The 13,573-nt window shown below is 49.6% G+C and carries 15 protein-coding genes; 12 read left to right on the top strand and 3 right to left on the bottom strand.

What is annotated here, in order from left to right; genetic code table 11:
- Positions 1-56: 56 nt before the first annotated feature.
- The 6 genes from AC4G46_RS14960 to AC4G46_RS14985 all read left to right on the top strand — a co-directional run bounded on the left by AC4G46_RS14960 (position 57) and on the right by AC4G46_RS14985 (position 4,891).
- Positions 57-1,112 (top strand): ABC transporter ATP-binding protein, encoded by a 1,056-nt coding sequence (locus tag AC4G46_RS14960; RefSeq protein WP_491128624.1) that lies wholly within the window; start codon positions 57-59, stop codon positions 1,110-1,112.
- Between the two features lie 43 nt (positions 1,113-1,155).
- Positions 1,156-1,950 carry an ABC transporter permease gene (locus tag AC4G46_RS14965; RefSeq protein ID WP_491128884.1) on the top strand — a complete coding sequence of 265 codons (795 nt, stop codon included), beginning with the start codon at positions 1,156-1,158 and terminating at the stop codon, positions 1,948-1,950.
- A 4-nt stretch (positions 1,951-1,954) separates the two neighbouring features.
- A complete protein-coding gene (locus tag AC4G46_RS14970) occupies positions 1,955-2,740 on the top strand; it encodes an ABC transporter permease (RefSeq protein WP_221799849.1) in 786 nt (261 codons plus the stop codon).
- Between the two features lie 202 nt (positions 2,741-2,942).
- On the top strand, positions 2,943-3,941 hold the full coding sequence (locus tag AC4G46_RS14975) for an ROK family protein (protein ID WP_491128625.1): 999 nt from the start codon (positions 2,943-2,945) through the stop codon (positions 3,939-3,941).
- A gap of 25 nt (positions 3,942-3,966) precedes the next feature.
- The gene (locus tag AC4G46_RS14980) at positions 3,967-4,503 is read left to right on the top strand and encodes a hypothetical protein (protein ID WP_491128626.1); all 537 of its coding nucleotides are present in this window, start codon (positions 3,967-3,969) and stop codon (positions 4,501-4,503) included.
- 49 nt (positions 4,504-4,552) lie between these two features.
- Positions 4,553-4,891: a DUF6054 family protein gene (locus tag AC4G46_RS14985; protein WP_491128627.1), complete on the top strand. Its 339-nt coding sequence runs from the start codon at positions 4,553-4,555 to the stop codon at positions 4,889-4,891.
- Positions 4,892-4,918: 27 nt separating this feature from the next.
- On the opposite strand, the gene AC4G46_RS14990 is transcribed toward AC4G46_RS14985, so the two are convergent.
- Positions 4,919-5,362: a DUF4395 domain-containing protein gene (locus tag AC4G46_RS14990; protein WP_491128628.1), complete on the bottom strand. Its 444-nt coding sequence runs from the start codon at positions 5,360-5,362 to the stop codon at positions 4,919-4,921.
- 206 nt (positions 5,363-5,568) lie between these two features.
- Between AC4G46_RS14990 and AC4G46_RS14995 the strand changes: the two genes are divergently transcribed.
- From AC4G46_RS14995 to AC4G46_RS15010, 4 genes are all read left to right on the top strand, one after another.
- A complete protein-coding gene (locus tag AC4G46_RS14995) occupies positions 5,569-6,138 on the top strand; it encodes a TetR/AcrR family transcriptional regulator (protein WP_491128629.1) in 570 nt (189 codons plus the stop codon).
- Positions 6,139-6,199: 61 nt separating this feature from the next.
- Positions 6,200-7,654, top strand: a complete 1,455-nt coding sequence (locus tag AC4G46_RS15000) for a DHA2 family efflux MFS transporter permease subunit (RefSeq protein WP_491128885.1) — start codon at positions 6,200-6,202, stop codon at positions 7,652-7,654.
- A 122-nt stretch (positions 7,655-7,776) separates the two neighbouring features.
- The gene (locus AC4G46_RS15005; protein WP_491128630.1) at positions 7,777-8,727 is read left to right on the top strand and encodes a hypothetical protein; all 951 of its coding nucleotides are present in this window, start codon (positions 7,777-7,779) and stop codon (positions 8,725-8,727) included.
- 20 nt (positions 8,728-8,747) lie between these two features.
- Positions 8,748-9,518 carry a M15 family metallopeptidase gene (locus AC4G46_RS15010; protein WP_491128631.1) on the top strand — a complete coding sequence of 257 codons (771 nt, stop codon included), beginning with the start codon at positions 8,748-8,750 and terminating at the stop codon, positions 9,516-9,518.
- Between the two features lie 25 nt (positions 9,519-9,543).
- Here AC4G46_RS15010 and AC4G46_RS15015 read toward each other — a convergent pair whose 3' ends face one another.
- Complete coding sequence (locus tag AC4G46_RS15015; RefSeq protein ID WP_491128632.1) at positions 9,544-10,554, bottom strand: ABC transporter substrate-binding protein; 1,011 nt, start codon at positions 10,552-10,554, stop codon at positions 9,544-9,546.
- Between the two features lie 235 nt (positions 10,555-10,789).
- Between AC4G46_RS15015 and AC4G46_RS15020 the strand changes: the two genes are divergently transcribed.
- Positions 10,790-11,560 carry a stalk domain-containing protein gene (locus tag AC4G46_RS15020; protein WP_491128633.1) on the top strand — a complete coding sequence of 257 codons (771 nt, stop codon included), beginning with the start codon at positions 10,790-10,792 and terminating at the stop codon, positions 11,558-11,560.
- Positions 11,561-11,635: 75 nt separating this feature from the next.
- On the opposite strand, the gene AC4G46_RS15025 is transcribed toward AC4G46_RS15020, so the two are convergent.
- Positions 11,636-12,538: a DMT family transporter gene (locus AC4G46_RS15025; RefSeq protein ID WP_491128634.1), complete on the bottom strand. Its 903-nt coding sequence runs from the start codon at positions 12,536-12,538 to the stop codon at positions 11,636-11,638.
- A gap of 127 nt (positions 12,539-12,665) precedes the next feature.
- Between AC4G46_RS15025 and AC4G46_RS15030 the strand changes: the two genes are divergently transcribed.
- A complete protein-coding gene (locus tag AC4G46_RS15030; protein ID WP_491128635.1) occupies positions 12,666-13,544 on the top strand; it encodes a LysR family transcriptional regulator in 879 nt (292 codons plus the stop codon).
- Positions 13,545-13,573 lie beyond the last annotated feature (29 nt).

Consider the following 13,573-nt stretch of genomic DNA (forward strand, 5'->3'; position numbering starts at 1 on the left):
GGTTCTGTCCATTATAATGGAGAACTGAACCCAACTTATAGTTAGCGAGGTACTCTATGAACGCAATTGAAGTGCAGGACTTGCGCAAAACCTTTAAAGTCCAAAAAAACCGCGAGGGCCTCAAAGGGGCCTTCGCTGATTTGTTTAAACGGCAGTATTCCGAGGTTACCGCTGTTAAAGATATTTCGTTCAAGATTCCCGAGGGCGAAATCTGCGGCTACATCGGGGAGAACGGGGCAGGCAAGTCGACGACGATCAAGATGCTCACGGGCATTCTTGTCCCGACTTCAGGCCAAGTGTCAGTAGGCGGATTTGTTCCTTACATGGAGCGCGAGAAGTTCGTTCAGAACATCGGTGTTGTATTTGGCCAGCGTAGCCAGCTTTGGTGGGACATCGGTGTCATTGAGTCCTTTCAGCTGCTGCGTAAAGTATACAGAGTATCGGAGCACGATTTTAAAAAGCGGCTGGATGAGCTTGTCGAGCGGCTGGAGCTGCAGGAGCTGCTCAACCGGCCGGTCCGCAAGCTGAGTCTTGGACAGCGGATGCGCTGTGAGCTGGTCGCCGCGCTTTTGCATAACCCGTCCATTCTGTTTCTGGACGAGCCGACCATTGGCCTGGATATCGTCGTGAAGTCGGAAATCCGCGATTTCCTTAAGGATATGAACCGCGAGCACGGCACCACCATTCTGCTGACAACCCATGATCTGCAGGATATTGAAGCCCTTTGCTCACGGGTCATTATGCTGGATGACGGACGGATTATTTATGATGGCGGTCTTGAGGAGCTGAAGCAGCGCTGGGGAACCGGGCGTGAGGTGCAGTTCCAGTTCGGCGCGGCTACCAGGCTGGCTCAGCTCGTACAATGGACAGAGGGAATGCCTGTCACCTGGACGGCGGAGAATGATCTGGGTGCCAAGGTATGGATTCCGCTTGAGCTGAACGTATCGGATGTGCTTGCCCGTGTGGTCGGAGCGGCGGATATTACCGACATCAAAATTATCGAGACCAATACGGATGAGATTGTACGCAGTATCTATCAGTCCGGCTCTGCAGACAAACCGGAGGACAAAATTGCGGCACTGCAGGATGAGAAAGAGGCGGCACATGTCTAAGTCTCTAGAGGCCGGCAGTTCGCAGGAGAACGGGAAACTGCTGCTGCTGGGAGCCTATTTTGATTTTATCCGCATCCGTTTTTTGACCATGCTTGCTTACCGCGTTAATTATTACTCAGGTATCCTGATCTATACGCTAAATATCGGAGTCAATTACTTCACCTGGAAGGCCATTTACGGCGGGGGAGAATCCTTGGGCGGCTTTACCAGCGCGCAGATGACCACCTATGTTGCCGTCTCCTGGATGGCGAGAGCTTTTTATTTCAATAACCTTGACCGGGAGATTTCATCAGATATCCGTGACGGGAGCATCGCGATCCAGTTCATCCGCCCGTATAACTATGTACTCGTCAAAATGATGCAGGGATTCGGAGAAGGCCTGTTCCGCTTCCTGATGCTGATGATTCCGGGGATGATTGTAGCAATTCTGCTCTTTCCGGTTGAGCTCCCGACAGATTCCGCCGCTTGGGTTGGGTTTCTGGTCATGCTCTTCTTCAGCTTCCTGATCAGTTCACAGATTAATGTGATCACCGGGCTGAGCGCTTTTTTTGTGGAAAATAATGAGGGTGTGATGCGGATGAAGCGGGTCATTGTCGACCTCTTCTCCGGTCTGATCGTGCCGATCAGCCTGTTTCCGGGCTGGTTGTCCTCTGTGCTGGATGTATTGCCGTTTCAGGCGATTACATACCTTCCCGGCTCTGTTTTTACAGGCCGCGTACAAGGGGTAGGCATCTGGAATGTGCTCGGGATTCAGGTCTTCTGGTTCCTGGTGCTGCTGATTCCGATTGTCTGGCTTTATTATGCGGCGCGCAAGCGGCTGTTCGTGCAGGGGGGCTAAACAGATGTATCATTTAGGCTTGTTATGGGAATATCTCAAAAATTATATGAAAACCCGGTTAACCTACCGCGCTGATTTTTGGGTAGAGGTTATCTCGGATTTGCTGTTCCAGGCGACGAACTTTATCTTTATCATGGTTATCTTTATGCATACAGAAAGCCTGGGCGGCTGGAATCAGAATGAAGTGGTCTTTGTCTATGGCTTCTTTATGGTTCCTTTCGGTGTTTTCAGCTGTTTTGTGAATATGTGGAATTTCAGCGAGCGCTATATCGTCAAAGGTGAAATGGACCGGGTGTTGACCCGTCCGGCACATAACCTGTTTCAGATTCTGCTGGAAAATGTAGACCCGCCGTCCCTGATCGGCTCCTTCATCGGACTGGTCATTATGGCTATAAGCGGCGCTAATCTTGGTTTGCCTTTTGAATGGTGGACTCTTCCAGTGCTTCTGCTGCTCACGTTAAGTGCAGTGGCGATCTATACCGGGATTTATACGGCACTGACTTCCTTGTCTTTTTATTCCGATGCGCCAACCGGCATTCTGCCGCTGATGTATAACATCCAGAACTATGGACGTTATCCGGTAACCATCTACAACCGGGCGATTCAGGTGCTGCTTACCTGGATTATTCCTTTTGCTTTTGTCGGGATTTATCCTGCAGCCCTGTTCCTGCAGCGGGATGAGATGAGGGGGATGGCTATTCTGACGCCGGTTGTCGGGGCCGTATTCCTGTGCATCGGGCTTTTATGCTGGAATTACGGGGTTAAGCGGTATAAGGGAGCGGGCTCCTAATCCACTATTTTCTTTGGAGGCAGGCGGATGAGAACTTATCCGTCTGCTTTTTTTGTATGCACAAAATCCACTAAACTAAAATCATCAGATCATACTACCGGGATGCGATAAAAATACTAACCGCCGTAAAAGTTAAAGCCCATAATAAAGGTTGTAATACATAATAATGACATTATGCCAAAAAAGGACGGGCTGAGCTAAGATGAACAGTTACATCATAGGTGTTGATTTGGGCGGGACAAATATCAAGGCTGGTTTGTATGATACTGAATTTGCACCAGTCATGGAATTATCTATATCAACAGAAGCGGCGCAAGGGCCGGCACATGTGCTTGCAAGGATCAGGCTGGCAGTAAACATGCTGACTGTTAAAAGCGGTATTCCTCTGCAGGAGGTCGTATCTATGGGCATGGGAATACCCGGTCTGCTGGACCCGTATGAAGGGATTTCGGTCTTCTCTCCGAATTTTCCGGGCTGGGAGCAGGTACATATAATAAACGAAATGAAGCAGCACTACAGCTTCCCGGTCTTTATCGACAATGATGTGCGCGTCAATTTGTACGGGGAATGGCTGCATGGAGCCGGACGGGACTGCAGCAATCTGGTGCTGCTGACACTGGGGACAGGGCTTGGCTCCGGTATTGTGCATGACGGCAAAGTCCTGTACGGAACAACCTTTAGCGCCGGTGAAATCGGACATATGAATATGTACAGGCAGGGGCGCCCTTGCCGCTGCGGCAGCTCCGGCTGTCTGGGCCGTTACGTCTCCGCCGTGGGCATGGTGAATACATTCAAGGAAAAGCTGGCAGCCGGAAAAGGAAGTATCATTCAGGAATGGACGAACGGTGATGAAGCGGCTATTACGGCTAAAATGATTTCGGAAGCTTATGACCTTCACGATCCGCTGGCAGTGGAGGTTATGCACGAGACGGGAGAGCTGCTGGGCTTCGGGCTGTCTAACGTCATCAATCTGCTTAACCCGCAGCGTATTATTATTGGCGGAGGTATGGCTGCGGCCGGCGACCGGCTGCTTAGCACGGTTAGGGAGACCGTAAAAGCTCATGCCCTGAAGCTGTCCGGCGGCAGCTGCGACATTGTGCAGGCTGAGCTGGGGAGCCGGGCGGGTACTTTGGGTGCTGCGGCGTATGCGCATCAGCGAATGTCCGTTTTTGATTCAGCCGCCCGGCATGGTATGCTGTAGGTAACGAATATGCAGGAGGGTAATCATGAAACGGGACATTCAGCACGTGCCTTACGGCTATGAGCCGCCGGCCAAAGAACGTAAAGGAACTTTGATTTTCTACGATTCGTTTGAGCATATTAGCGACCATGAGCTTGAAGCAGCAGCCAATACAGCAGCAGAACGCAAGTTCACCAAGCTCGTTCTGTACCCGCTGCATGAGGAAACGGTGAGACGGATGAGCAAAGAGCCGGTCCAATCCTATTATAAACGTGAAGACCGGCTGCATGAATGGAAAAGAGACCAGGGACGCTCCTTTATCACCATCGAGACTCTCGAAGGCAAACGGAAGAAATACACGCCGCTTGATACGGCGTTACGCCATATCAGCGATGTCTATCAGCCGCCGTACTTTTTGTACCTGACACCTGAAACAGCGAATCTGTTTGCTTCGTATTCTTCTTTTGAGGAGTGGATTGTCAAGCTGCGCCTGATACTGTCGGCTGAGCCGCAGCAGCTTCACCCGCGTCTTGCGAAGTTCAGCCACCGCTGGGATGAGGCCGGTGCCGTTCAGGAGGAGTAACCAGCTAAGACAATCCATAAACAGATTACTTCGGGGAGAGTGATCAGAAGTGGCGGATAAGTATACCTTGAATGTGAAAGTAAATCCGGCTGTGGCCATGGCGCTGATAAAGGATGGAATGGGTCCGGGCGCCGAGCTGCTGCACGAAGAGCTGAATGACCTTGGGGATGGACGGATGATTGGAACGCTTGTATACGAACGTTACTTTCTCCGCTCCGGCAATCAGGCGGCTCTGGTGATTATTGCCGATAATCTGCAGGGAGTATGCAACATCCGTCTAATTTCAGCGGGGAGCTCCAATAGTATGATTTTCAAGGTTGACTGGGGTGCAGGCAAAAGCTTTGCTTCATCTGTAGCGAGGATTCTGTCCGATTATACGGTTGAATAAAAAAAGACAGGCAGCATGTGCACGGATTTATTTGTGCGATGCTGCCTGTTTGCGTCTGTACGAATACATTTTCCATTGATAATGGATAAAGCAGCCGATGCAAAAGCCGAGGAGGGCCACTGTAGCGGCCACTGCTACCATTGCAGTGCAAATAACTGCTGCGACAGTCCAGCCGGCCAGGTAACTGATTAATCCGCCGGCCAGGAAGAAAACAGCGATACTCTGATTGAACTGCTGCTGATCCCAGTCCTCTTGAAGATAAGAGGAGCGTTCTTTGCGGAGAAAATGCCCTGTAAGCTTAATTATCGGGTTATAGCCGAACAACAGACCGGACAGGCCGGCGGCCAGCGGCAATGCGAGAATCCAGTGAGCACCTGTCAGCCAGGTCAATACGACAGAAAGAACGATAAAAGCCTGATTGGTTTTGACTAAAGGCCGGGGAATTCCATTAGGCTTAGCTGATCCTGCCACGTTAATACACACCTTTCTTATAGGAATAATAAAATTATACTTGATCAATCCTCAGCTGGCAATGTAAATCCTAATGAGGCATCTGCAAAGTATGTAAACGGACGGTTAAATATAAATTTTGAAGGTTTTTGCTGTTGACAGATTGTTTAAATTTATGGTTTTATTATATAGACCGATTGTTATAAAAGGTAAAGGAAGTGTTGAGCTTGTCGAACAAGCACAATACGCGTGAGGCGATTGTGGACACCGCTTCAAGATTGTTTTTTACACAGGGCTATCACGCGACCGGACTGAATCAGATTATTAAGGACAGTGACTCACCTAAGGGATCGCTATATTATTACTTTCCCCGCGGCAAAGAGGAGCTGGCATTGACCTGCATCAGCCGGACAAGTGAATTTGTTGCAGAGCTGCTCCGGCATTATGCTGAGAAACAGTCGAGCACAACCGCCATGATACAGGATTTTATACTGGAAGTCGCCAGGAAGGCTGAGGAAACTTCATTCGAAGGCTTTGTTCCGTTCAGCTTCTGGGTCGCCGTTGAAACCTCCTGTGTCAGTGACGAACTGCGCTCAGCCTGCCAATCTGTCTTCAAGGACTGGCGGGATGTTATCATGCATCGTCTGCTGGAAGAAGGCGTTGATGAGCAGATTGCCTCGGATAAGGCTTCTGTTGTCGTGTCACTGTATGAGGGTGCGCTGCTTCAGGCACTGACGTACAAGAGTACACAGCCGCTGCTTGCGGCGGTACAGGTTATACCGGCCATACTGGGTTAACAAAAAGAAAGATAGAGAGAGAAACTATTTAAATCAGGAGGATACAAGAGTGGAAGCAACAATGCAAGGCAAGCAACAACCTGAGGTTAAGAAATTTAAAACAATTCCGATTCTTGTTTCTCTGCTGCTCGCCGGCTTTATCGGGATGTTCAGTGAAACAGCGTTGAATGTAGCACTGTCCGATTTAATGACTATACTGCAAATTACCCCGTCGACAGCACAATGGCTGACTACCGCTTACCTGCTGACCCTGGGAATTCTCGTTCCGATTTCGGGCCTGCTGCTTCAATGGTTCACAACCAGACAGCTGTTTGTAGCCGCGTTATGCTTCTCGATCTTAGGAACCTTTATTGCCGCAATGGCACCGACCTTTGAGGTTCTGCTGCTTGCACGTGTGGTGCAGGCAATGGGTACAGCATTACTGCTGCCGCTGATGTTCAACACCATACTGGTTATTATCCCGCCTGAAAAAAGAGGCGGAGCGATGGGCCTTATCGGTCTTGTAATCATGGTTGCGCCTGCGATCGGACCAACCATTGCCGGTCTGCTGATTTCCAACCTGACCTGGCACTGGATTTTCTGGCTGTCCCTGCCGTTCCTGGTCATTTCCCTGATTTGCGGTATTTTCTTTATGCAAAATGTATCTGAGGTTACCAAGCCAAAGATTGATGTACTGTCGATTATCCTGTCTTCCGCCGGATTTGGCGGTATCGTATTCGGATTCAGCAGCGCCGGTGAAGAAGGCGGCTGGGGCAGTACCAAGGTTATTGCTGCAATTGCTGTAGGTGTGATTGCACTTGTGCTGTTCGTCATCCGCCAGATGACGATGAAACAGCCGATGATTAACCTGCGTGCTTTTAAATTCCCGATGTTTACGGTAGCTGTACTGATGATCTTTATCTGCATGATGATTATTCTGTCCTCCATGCTGATTCTTCCGATGTATCTCCAGCAGGGCCAGGGCTACTCGGCCTTCAAGGCAGGTCTTTTGCTTTTGCCGGGCGGAATCATTAACGGTCTGATGTCTCCGATCATGGGCCGCCTATTCGATAAATACGGTCCGAAATGGCTTGTCATTCCGGGTCTGGTCGTTGTTGCAGTGACGCTGTGGTTCTTCTCCAGCATTACAGCTACATCCACCGTGATTTTCGTAATCGTGCTGCACAGCGCGCTGATGATCGGTATTTCGATGATTATGATGCCTGCACAGACCAACGGAATCAATCAGTTGCCTCTGCAGTATTATCCTGACGGCACGGCAATCATGAACACGCTGCAGCAGGTAGCTGGTGCAATCGGTACTGCGCTCGCTGTAAGCATCATGACTTCAGGTACGAAGAGCTACATGGAGACAGTAACAGACACTACGAATCCGCTGAATGCGCTGGCTGCTTTCACCCACGGGGTGCAAAATGCTTTTGTATTCGGAATGGTGATGGCCGTTATCGGCCTGATCGTAGCATTCTTCATTAAACGTGTAGTTGTACAGCATAAGACACAGGCACCGATGCACTAATCGTTTATTGGCAAGTATCCAAAAATAATCAATTTTTAAAGACATATCCGTAAATGGATATGTCTTTTTTTAGTGCCCAACTTTATAATGAAATCGTATACTAATCAGCCGGGAGGATGAAAATGAGGCTTATGAATGTTAGTAAGAGAACGATTAAGCAGGCGAAACGGTTTATAGTTCTTGGCTGCTCCATCATGCTTGTTACAGGTACAGGTCTTGCCGTAGAAGTGCCCCAGCAGGCGAACGCCCTGCAAGCAGAGAAGCAAACTAATGTTTACAATCACTTTCAAAGCCTGATCCGGAAGCCTTCGACTCTTGGGCAAGCCCGCAAATACCTGATTAACCATATTGATGAAGCCGGACGCTGGCACGCTACGGTGATGGTCCTGCAGCTGGAGAATGCACTAAAGGCCGAACTGGATAGAAGCAGGGAGCGGCTGTATACAGAGGAATTCCGTCAGGCAATGGACACTGCCTACCTTAAAGGCGGACTGACCTATACAGCATTACTAAAAAATGTAACCAATAAAAAGCTTAACATTCAACTGGTAACATACAGGGATCAGGGATATTCAATCAGAACCAGTGAAGGGGTCTATTACCCGGTAATACATTATGAGGGCTTCAAGCAGTTCAAACCTTATGTAAGCAATGACATTGCAGATTACATCGGCATCATGGCTGCCGAATCCAACAAAGGCACTATTTCTGATGCTGCGCTTACGATAAGCTGGAAGGAGCTGTTAAGCAGAGCATCGGAAATGGAGAAGTTTATAGATAGGTATCAAGTATCCAACAGGCGCGAAGCGGTTAAGCTCAAATTATGGGGTGCAAAAGCCAGATTATTATATGGTTCCAGCAATACGCCGGCCTATGACAATGCCGAGTACGGCGGTCCGTCTGTTCTGGATCCCAAGCTTAGACAAGCATATGAAGACGCTGTAGCCAACGGTACAGGAAGCAGCGGTCTTCTCCAAATGATTGAGCAGCTTCTGAAGCTGCTTGATAACAGCGGTAACCAGCTAACAGAGGAAGTACAATCATATATTGACCGTTATTTAGAAATGGAATAAAGGAAGGGGCAGCATCAGGCATGAAGCAGATTTTTTACAGGAAAAAGCTTAGTATGTTAAGCCCGATTGTCATTGCAGCGCTGCTATCAGTTTTGACTACGAATCAGGCATCGGCACAGGCCGCAGCCGGCCAGGATACAGCGTGGAAACCGGCAATCAACAATGTTGTCAAGAAGGACAAGCTGCCCTCCGGCTTCGTATATCTTGATGAGATTATTCCGGAAGCGCAATATCAAATCCGCTATTACGGCAAATATAACTTTACCGGCGCACCGGTCAGCGGATATAAAGCTCCATTAGCTATCGCTACCTCCAAAGCGGCAAATGCCCTGAAAAAGGTAAGTGATGATCTTTCTGCGAAAGGTTACATTCTAAGAATCTATGATGCGTACCGTCCGCAAAAGGCAGTAAACCGTTTTGTTGCCTGGTCCCTGGATACTTCAGATGTTAAGAATAAGGCCCTGTATTATCCTGAGCTCGATAAGCGTAACCTGTTCAAGCTGGGGTTCATTTCCAGGAAATCGGGGCATTCGAGAGGCAGTACCATCGATCTGACGCTGGCCGATAAAAAAACGGGCACCCTGGTGGATATGGGCAGCCCGTATGATTTCTTTGGTGACATTTCTTATTACAATACCACATTGGTCAGCACTGCCCAGCATCAGAACCGCAAAAACCTGAAGGATGCCATGGTGAGGCAGGGATTTAAGCCGTATGCCAAGGAATGGTGGCATTTTACACTGATTAATGAGCCTTATCCGGCAACCTATTTTGATTTTAATGTGGAGTAACAGAACTCATTATATTTCAGCAGGATTATTGTTTAGCCATCAACACGGGCAGCTCCTCAAGCAGGCGTGTCCGGGTTATCAGATCATCAAAGTTCCATTTGCTGTCTGTAACATACACATGGCCATTCTTCACCGCAGGAATGGTCTTCCAAATCGGACCCTCCGTTAGTTCCTGCATTGCGGCGGCGGTCTCCGCAGTCTCATCACCGAGTACAAACACCTCGTCTCCGGCATATTCAGCCAGAACCTCAGCCGATATCTCCGCAAACCGCTCGTCTTTGTCAATCATCTCCTGAACTTTAGCGGACGGCTTGAAGCCCAGCATATCATACAGAGATACTGAAATTCCCTGATGACCCATAACATAGAGTGTCTTGCCAAGCTGCAGATAGATGGTAGCCGTGTCTCCGGAGCCGAGATCCAGCTTCAGCTGATCCTTGACCGCCGCTGCCCTGGTTTCATATTCCGTTATTTTCTGCTCCGCCAGCTCCTGTTTGCCGAGTGCATCCGCTATCTGCCGCAGCCGTTCAAAAGTGCCTCCTTCACCGATTACTACCGTCGGAGCAATAGCAGAAACCGATTCTATAGCCGATTCATCCCAGTCATTAAAAAGGATCAGGTCAGGATTCAAAGCCACTATCTTCTCTAGTGACGGGGGATAACCGACATCCTCGATTCCTTCGAGCAGATCCGGGTAGGCGACCTGTGACCCGATAACGCTGAGACTGGCTCCGGCCGGCTTCACATCCAGGGCGAGCAGATCACCGGGATCACTGCCGATATAGACAATCCGCTGCGGCTCGGCCGGAATCTCAATCTGGCGGTCCTTGGCATCTGTAAAGCTCCGGATTTTGCCGGTGCCGGCAGTCTGGGCTGTGGTTGTGGCAGCGGGTTCTGTAGATTGTGCCGGATTTGCTGTAGCTGATGCATTAGCAGCCTCCGAGCTGGTATTGGTATTACTGCCGCAGGCGGCCAGCAGCAAAACAATGAGAATCGCGGTGCACAGCAATGAACTGTATTTTTTCAAAGTAGACATGATGAACCCCTTTCTAATTAATAATGATAATCATTATCACTAAGTAAGAATTTATCATATCTATCCCTTATGTACAATACACTCGTCCTTAAAGAATAGAATTTTAATACTCTACCTGAGCTTGTTTTACACGAAACAGGTTACTACTGCCGGGGAATCGGTTATTGTTAACTATAAGACTATTCCCTGCAGGCAGCGTGCATAATAATTCTAATACAGGAGAGGTGTGATCAGGATGAAGAGCAGAGTCGCAGCCGTTATCCTCAGTATTCTGTTATTGGCAGCAGGAACAGGGTTATGGACGGTAAATGAGGCAAAAGCAGCCGCAAGCCTGAGTGTTGTTGTTAACGGACAAGCCCTGCAGCTGGCAGATTCGTCTACCTACAAGAACGGTGCGAATGTATTGGTACCCTTGCGGGAAGTCGCTGAGGTGCTGAAGTACAAAATCACTTATGAAGGAAGTACAGGTACGGTAAAATTAAGCCGGGTCAACGAAGTGATCGAATTTAAGCTAAGCAGCCGGGAAATCTTGCTGGCCGACAAGCAAAAGGTATCTTACGAAGGCTCAATTGAAACCAGACAGGGACGGCTGTATGTGCCGCTGTCTTTTCTGACCTCACTCGGACTGATTGCCGGATACAATCCGGCAGATAATCGGGTAGAGATTTATTCGCCTGAAGTAACAGCTGGAGCAGTGACTACGTTGCTTGCAACAGGCCAGTATGAGGAGCTGCAAAAAAGGTATATCGGAGGCAGCAGCAGTCAGGCTCTTGCCCTGCCGGTGATCCGGCAGAACTGGGAGCAGGTTGCTGGCGTTGCAGGGAACTATCTCGGGGTTAAATCAGCTGTCAGTGAGTGGAAAGAGGGTACATTCATTATTCAGAGCACACTGACCTTCTCTGCGTCAGAGGCTGTATTGACGCTGATAGTAGACAGTACCGGTAAATTAACCGGGCTGAAGCTTGCACCGGCTGCGGCTGAGAAGGCAGTAGCAGGTCAGCAGTAAGTGCAGATTCCCTGATCGAATTGGATATTAAAAACAGCCCCGGAGGTTTCCTGCCGGGGCTGTTCGTGTAATATTCTATAAATCTGCCCTGCGCTTCTTGAAGCCGCGCAGCGGGTGAGGTGCTGCAGGCATTTTGCCCAGCAGCTCGGAAGCGACTATACCCAGCATTACCAGAGCAGCGCCGGCATAGCCCTGCATCGACAGCTGCTCCCCCGCGAAACAGTAGCCGAAGAAAGCGGCGAATACCGGCTCCAGTGAGAAGATGAGCCCGGTGCGTGTCGGAGTCGTGTACTGCTGGGCAACGGGCTGCAGAATGAACCCGCAGGCGCTGCAGAGAATTCCGAGAGCCAGAATAGCAATCCAGCCGGGCATGGAGGACGGCAGAGCAGGTGTTTCAAATATAGCGGATAATACCAGCGCATAGCCGCCTGCAAACCCTAGCTGAAGAATACCGATATTCAGGGAGTCACAGCGCTTGACGGCTTTGGACGTGACCAGAATCTGCACGGCATAGAACAGGGCGGCCAGAATGCAGAGGAAATCACCGGGCCGGATATGCAGTGAGCCGTTCAGCGTGAGCAGCCCGATGCCTGCGATTGCAAGAACAGCGCCAAAAATCTGCGGCGGGGCTACTTTTTTGCGGAAAACAAGGACTTCTAACAGCGGTACAAACACTACGGTCAGCGCAACCAGGAAACCGGCATTGGAGGTTGTGGTTGTCTGAAGCCCGAAGGTGATGCAGGTAAACACGCCGAGGAGCAGAAATCCTAATAATGCCCCGTATTTTATCGTCTGCAGATTGATGCTGCGCAGCCGTTTATGAAACAGAATTGCTGCCAGTATGAAGGCGAGACCGAAACGCAGAGCGATCAGATTAAACTCTCCCATAGAATCAAGGCCCATTTTCATAAAAATGTAGGAGGAACCCCAGATCAGCGTTACCATTATGAGCAGCAGCTCGGCCTTAAGCGGCTTCATTCGTATCATCAGCATCCTTTTTCTTATCGTGTGAGTATAGTATAATACTGCCAAATACATAAGTTAACTGAATGTTTATCATGGGATATATGAGAGAAATTCATAGATGGTACAGGAGCTGATTTTTTTGAGTCTAAACAAATATGAGGTTTTCTTGAGCGTAGTGGAGCTGGGGAGTTTAACAAGAGCGGCTGAAGTGCTGGGTTTTACGCAGTCGGGAATCAGCCACACCATCAGCAGCCTGGAAAATGAGTTTGGTTTCCCTTTACTGCTTAGAAGCCGTTCCGGTGTAAGGCTGACGGGGGGTGGGGAGCAGGTGGTTCCGGCGATGCGGGAAATCCTCAAGTGGAATGAGCAGCTTAAGCAGCAGGTTGCCGATATTCACGGCCTTGAGACAGGGACGATTACGATCGGTACCTTCACCAGCGTGTCTGTATATTGGCTGCCGGGTATGATTAAGGAATTCCGCAAGGAGTATCCGTATATCGAGTTCAAGCTGATGGAAGGAGGGTACTACGAAATTGAACAGTGGATCGAGTCGGGAATGATTGACTGCGGATTCATCTCTTTGCCGACGCGGGACAAATTCGAGGTGTTTCCGCTGAAGCAGGACCGCATGCTCGCGGTTCTCTCCAAGGAGCACCCGCTGTCGAATGCTCCCTATATGCCGCTTGCACAGATCGCCCATGAAGACTTTATCATCCAGAAGCCGGGCTCCGATTATGATGCGAGACGGGTGCTGGACAAGGCGGGGATCAAGCCGAATATAAAATTTACGGTAGGCGACGATTCGGCGATTATTGCCATGGTGGAGAACGGGCTGGGCATCAGTATCCTGCCGGAAATGATCATCACCCGCCAGAACCATAATGTAGCCATGCTGGAGCTGGAGGAGCGCAGCTTTCGTTCGCTGGGAATAGCTGTTCATTCACTAAAATATGCTTCGCCTGCAACCCGCAGATTTCTTAAGCATGCGCAGGATTGGCTGAGGCAAGAGCCGGGGTGATGATTGTGACAGACTGGATATGGTACAAT

This window comes from Paenibacillus sp. fava2 (assembly GCF_058313675.1).

Bases quoted from the DNA above. Each gene is read 5' to 3' on its own strand.
- AC4G46_RS14960 (WP_491128624.1), top strand. From the start codon at position 57: ATGAACGCAATTGAAGTGCAGGACTTGCGCAAAACCTTTAAAGTCCAA.
- AC4G46_RS14970 (WP_221799849.1), top strand. From the start codon at position 1,955: ATGTATCATTTAGGCTTGTTATGGGAATATCTCAAAAATTATATGAAA.
- AC4G46_RS14975 (WP_491128625.1), top strand. From the start codon at position 2,943: ATGAACAGTTACATCATAGGTGTTGATTTGGGCGGGACAAATATCAAG.
- AC4G46_RS14980 (WP_491128626.1), top strand. From the start codon at position 3,967: ATGAAACGGGACATTCAGCACGTGCCTTACGGCTATGAGCCGCCGGCC.
- AC4G46_RS15000 (WP_491128885.1), top strand. From the start codon at position 6,200: ATGCAAGGCAAGCAACAACCTGAGGTTAAGAAATTTAAAACAATTCCG.
- AC4G46_RS15005 (WP_491128630.1), top strand. From the start codon at position 7,777: ATGAGGCTTATGAATGTTAGTAAGAGAACGATTAAGCAGGCGAAACGG.
- AC4G46_RS15010 (WP_491128631.1), top strand. From the start codon at position 8,748: ATGAAGCAGATTTTTTACAGGAAAAAGCTTAGTATGTTAAGCCCGATT.
- AC4G46_RS15015 (WP_491128632.1), bottom strand. From the start codon at position 10,554: ATGTCTACTTTGAAAAAATACAGTTCATTGCTGTGCACCGCGATTCTC.
- AC4G46_RS15020 (WP_491128633.1), top strand. From the start codon at position 10,790: ATGAAGAGCAGAGTCGCAGCCGTTATCCTCAGTATTCTGTTATTGGCA.
- AC4G46_RS15025 (WP_491128634.1), bottom strand. From the start codon at position 12,538: ATGAAGCCGCTTAAGGCCGAGCTGCTGCTCATAATGGTAACGCTGATC.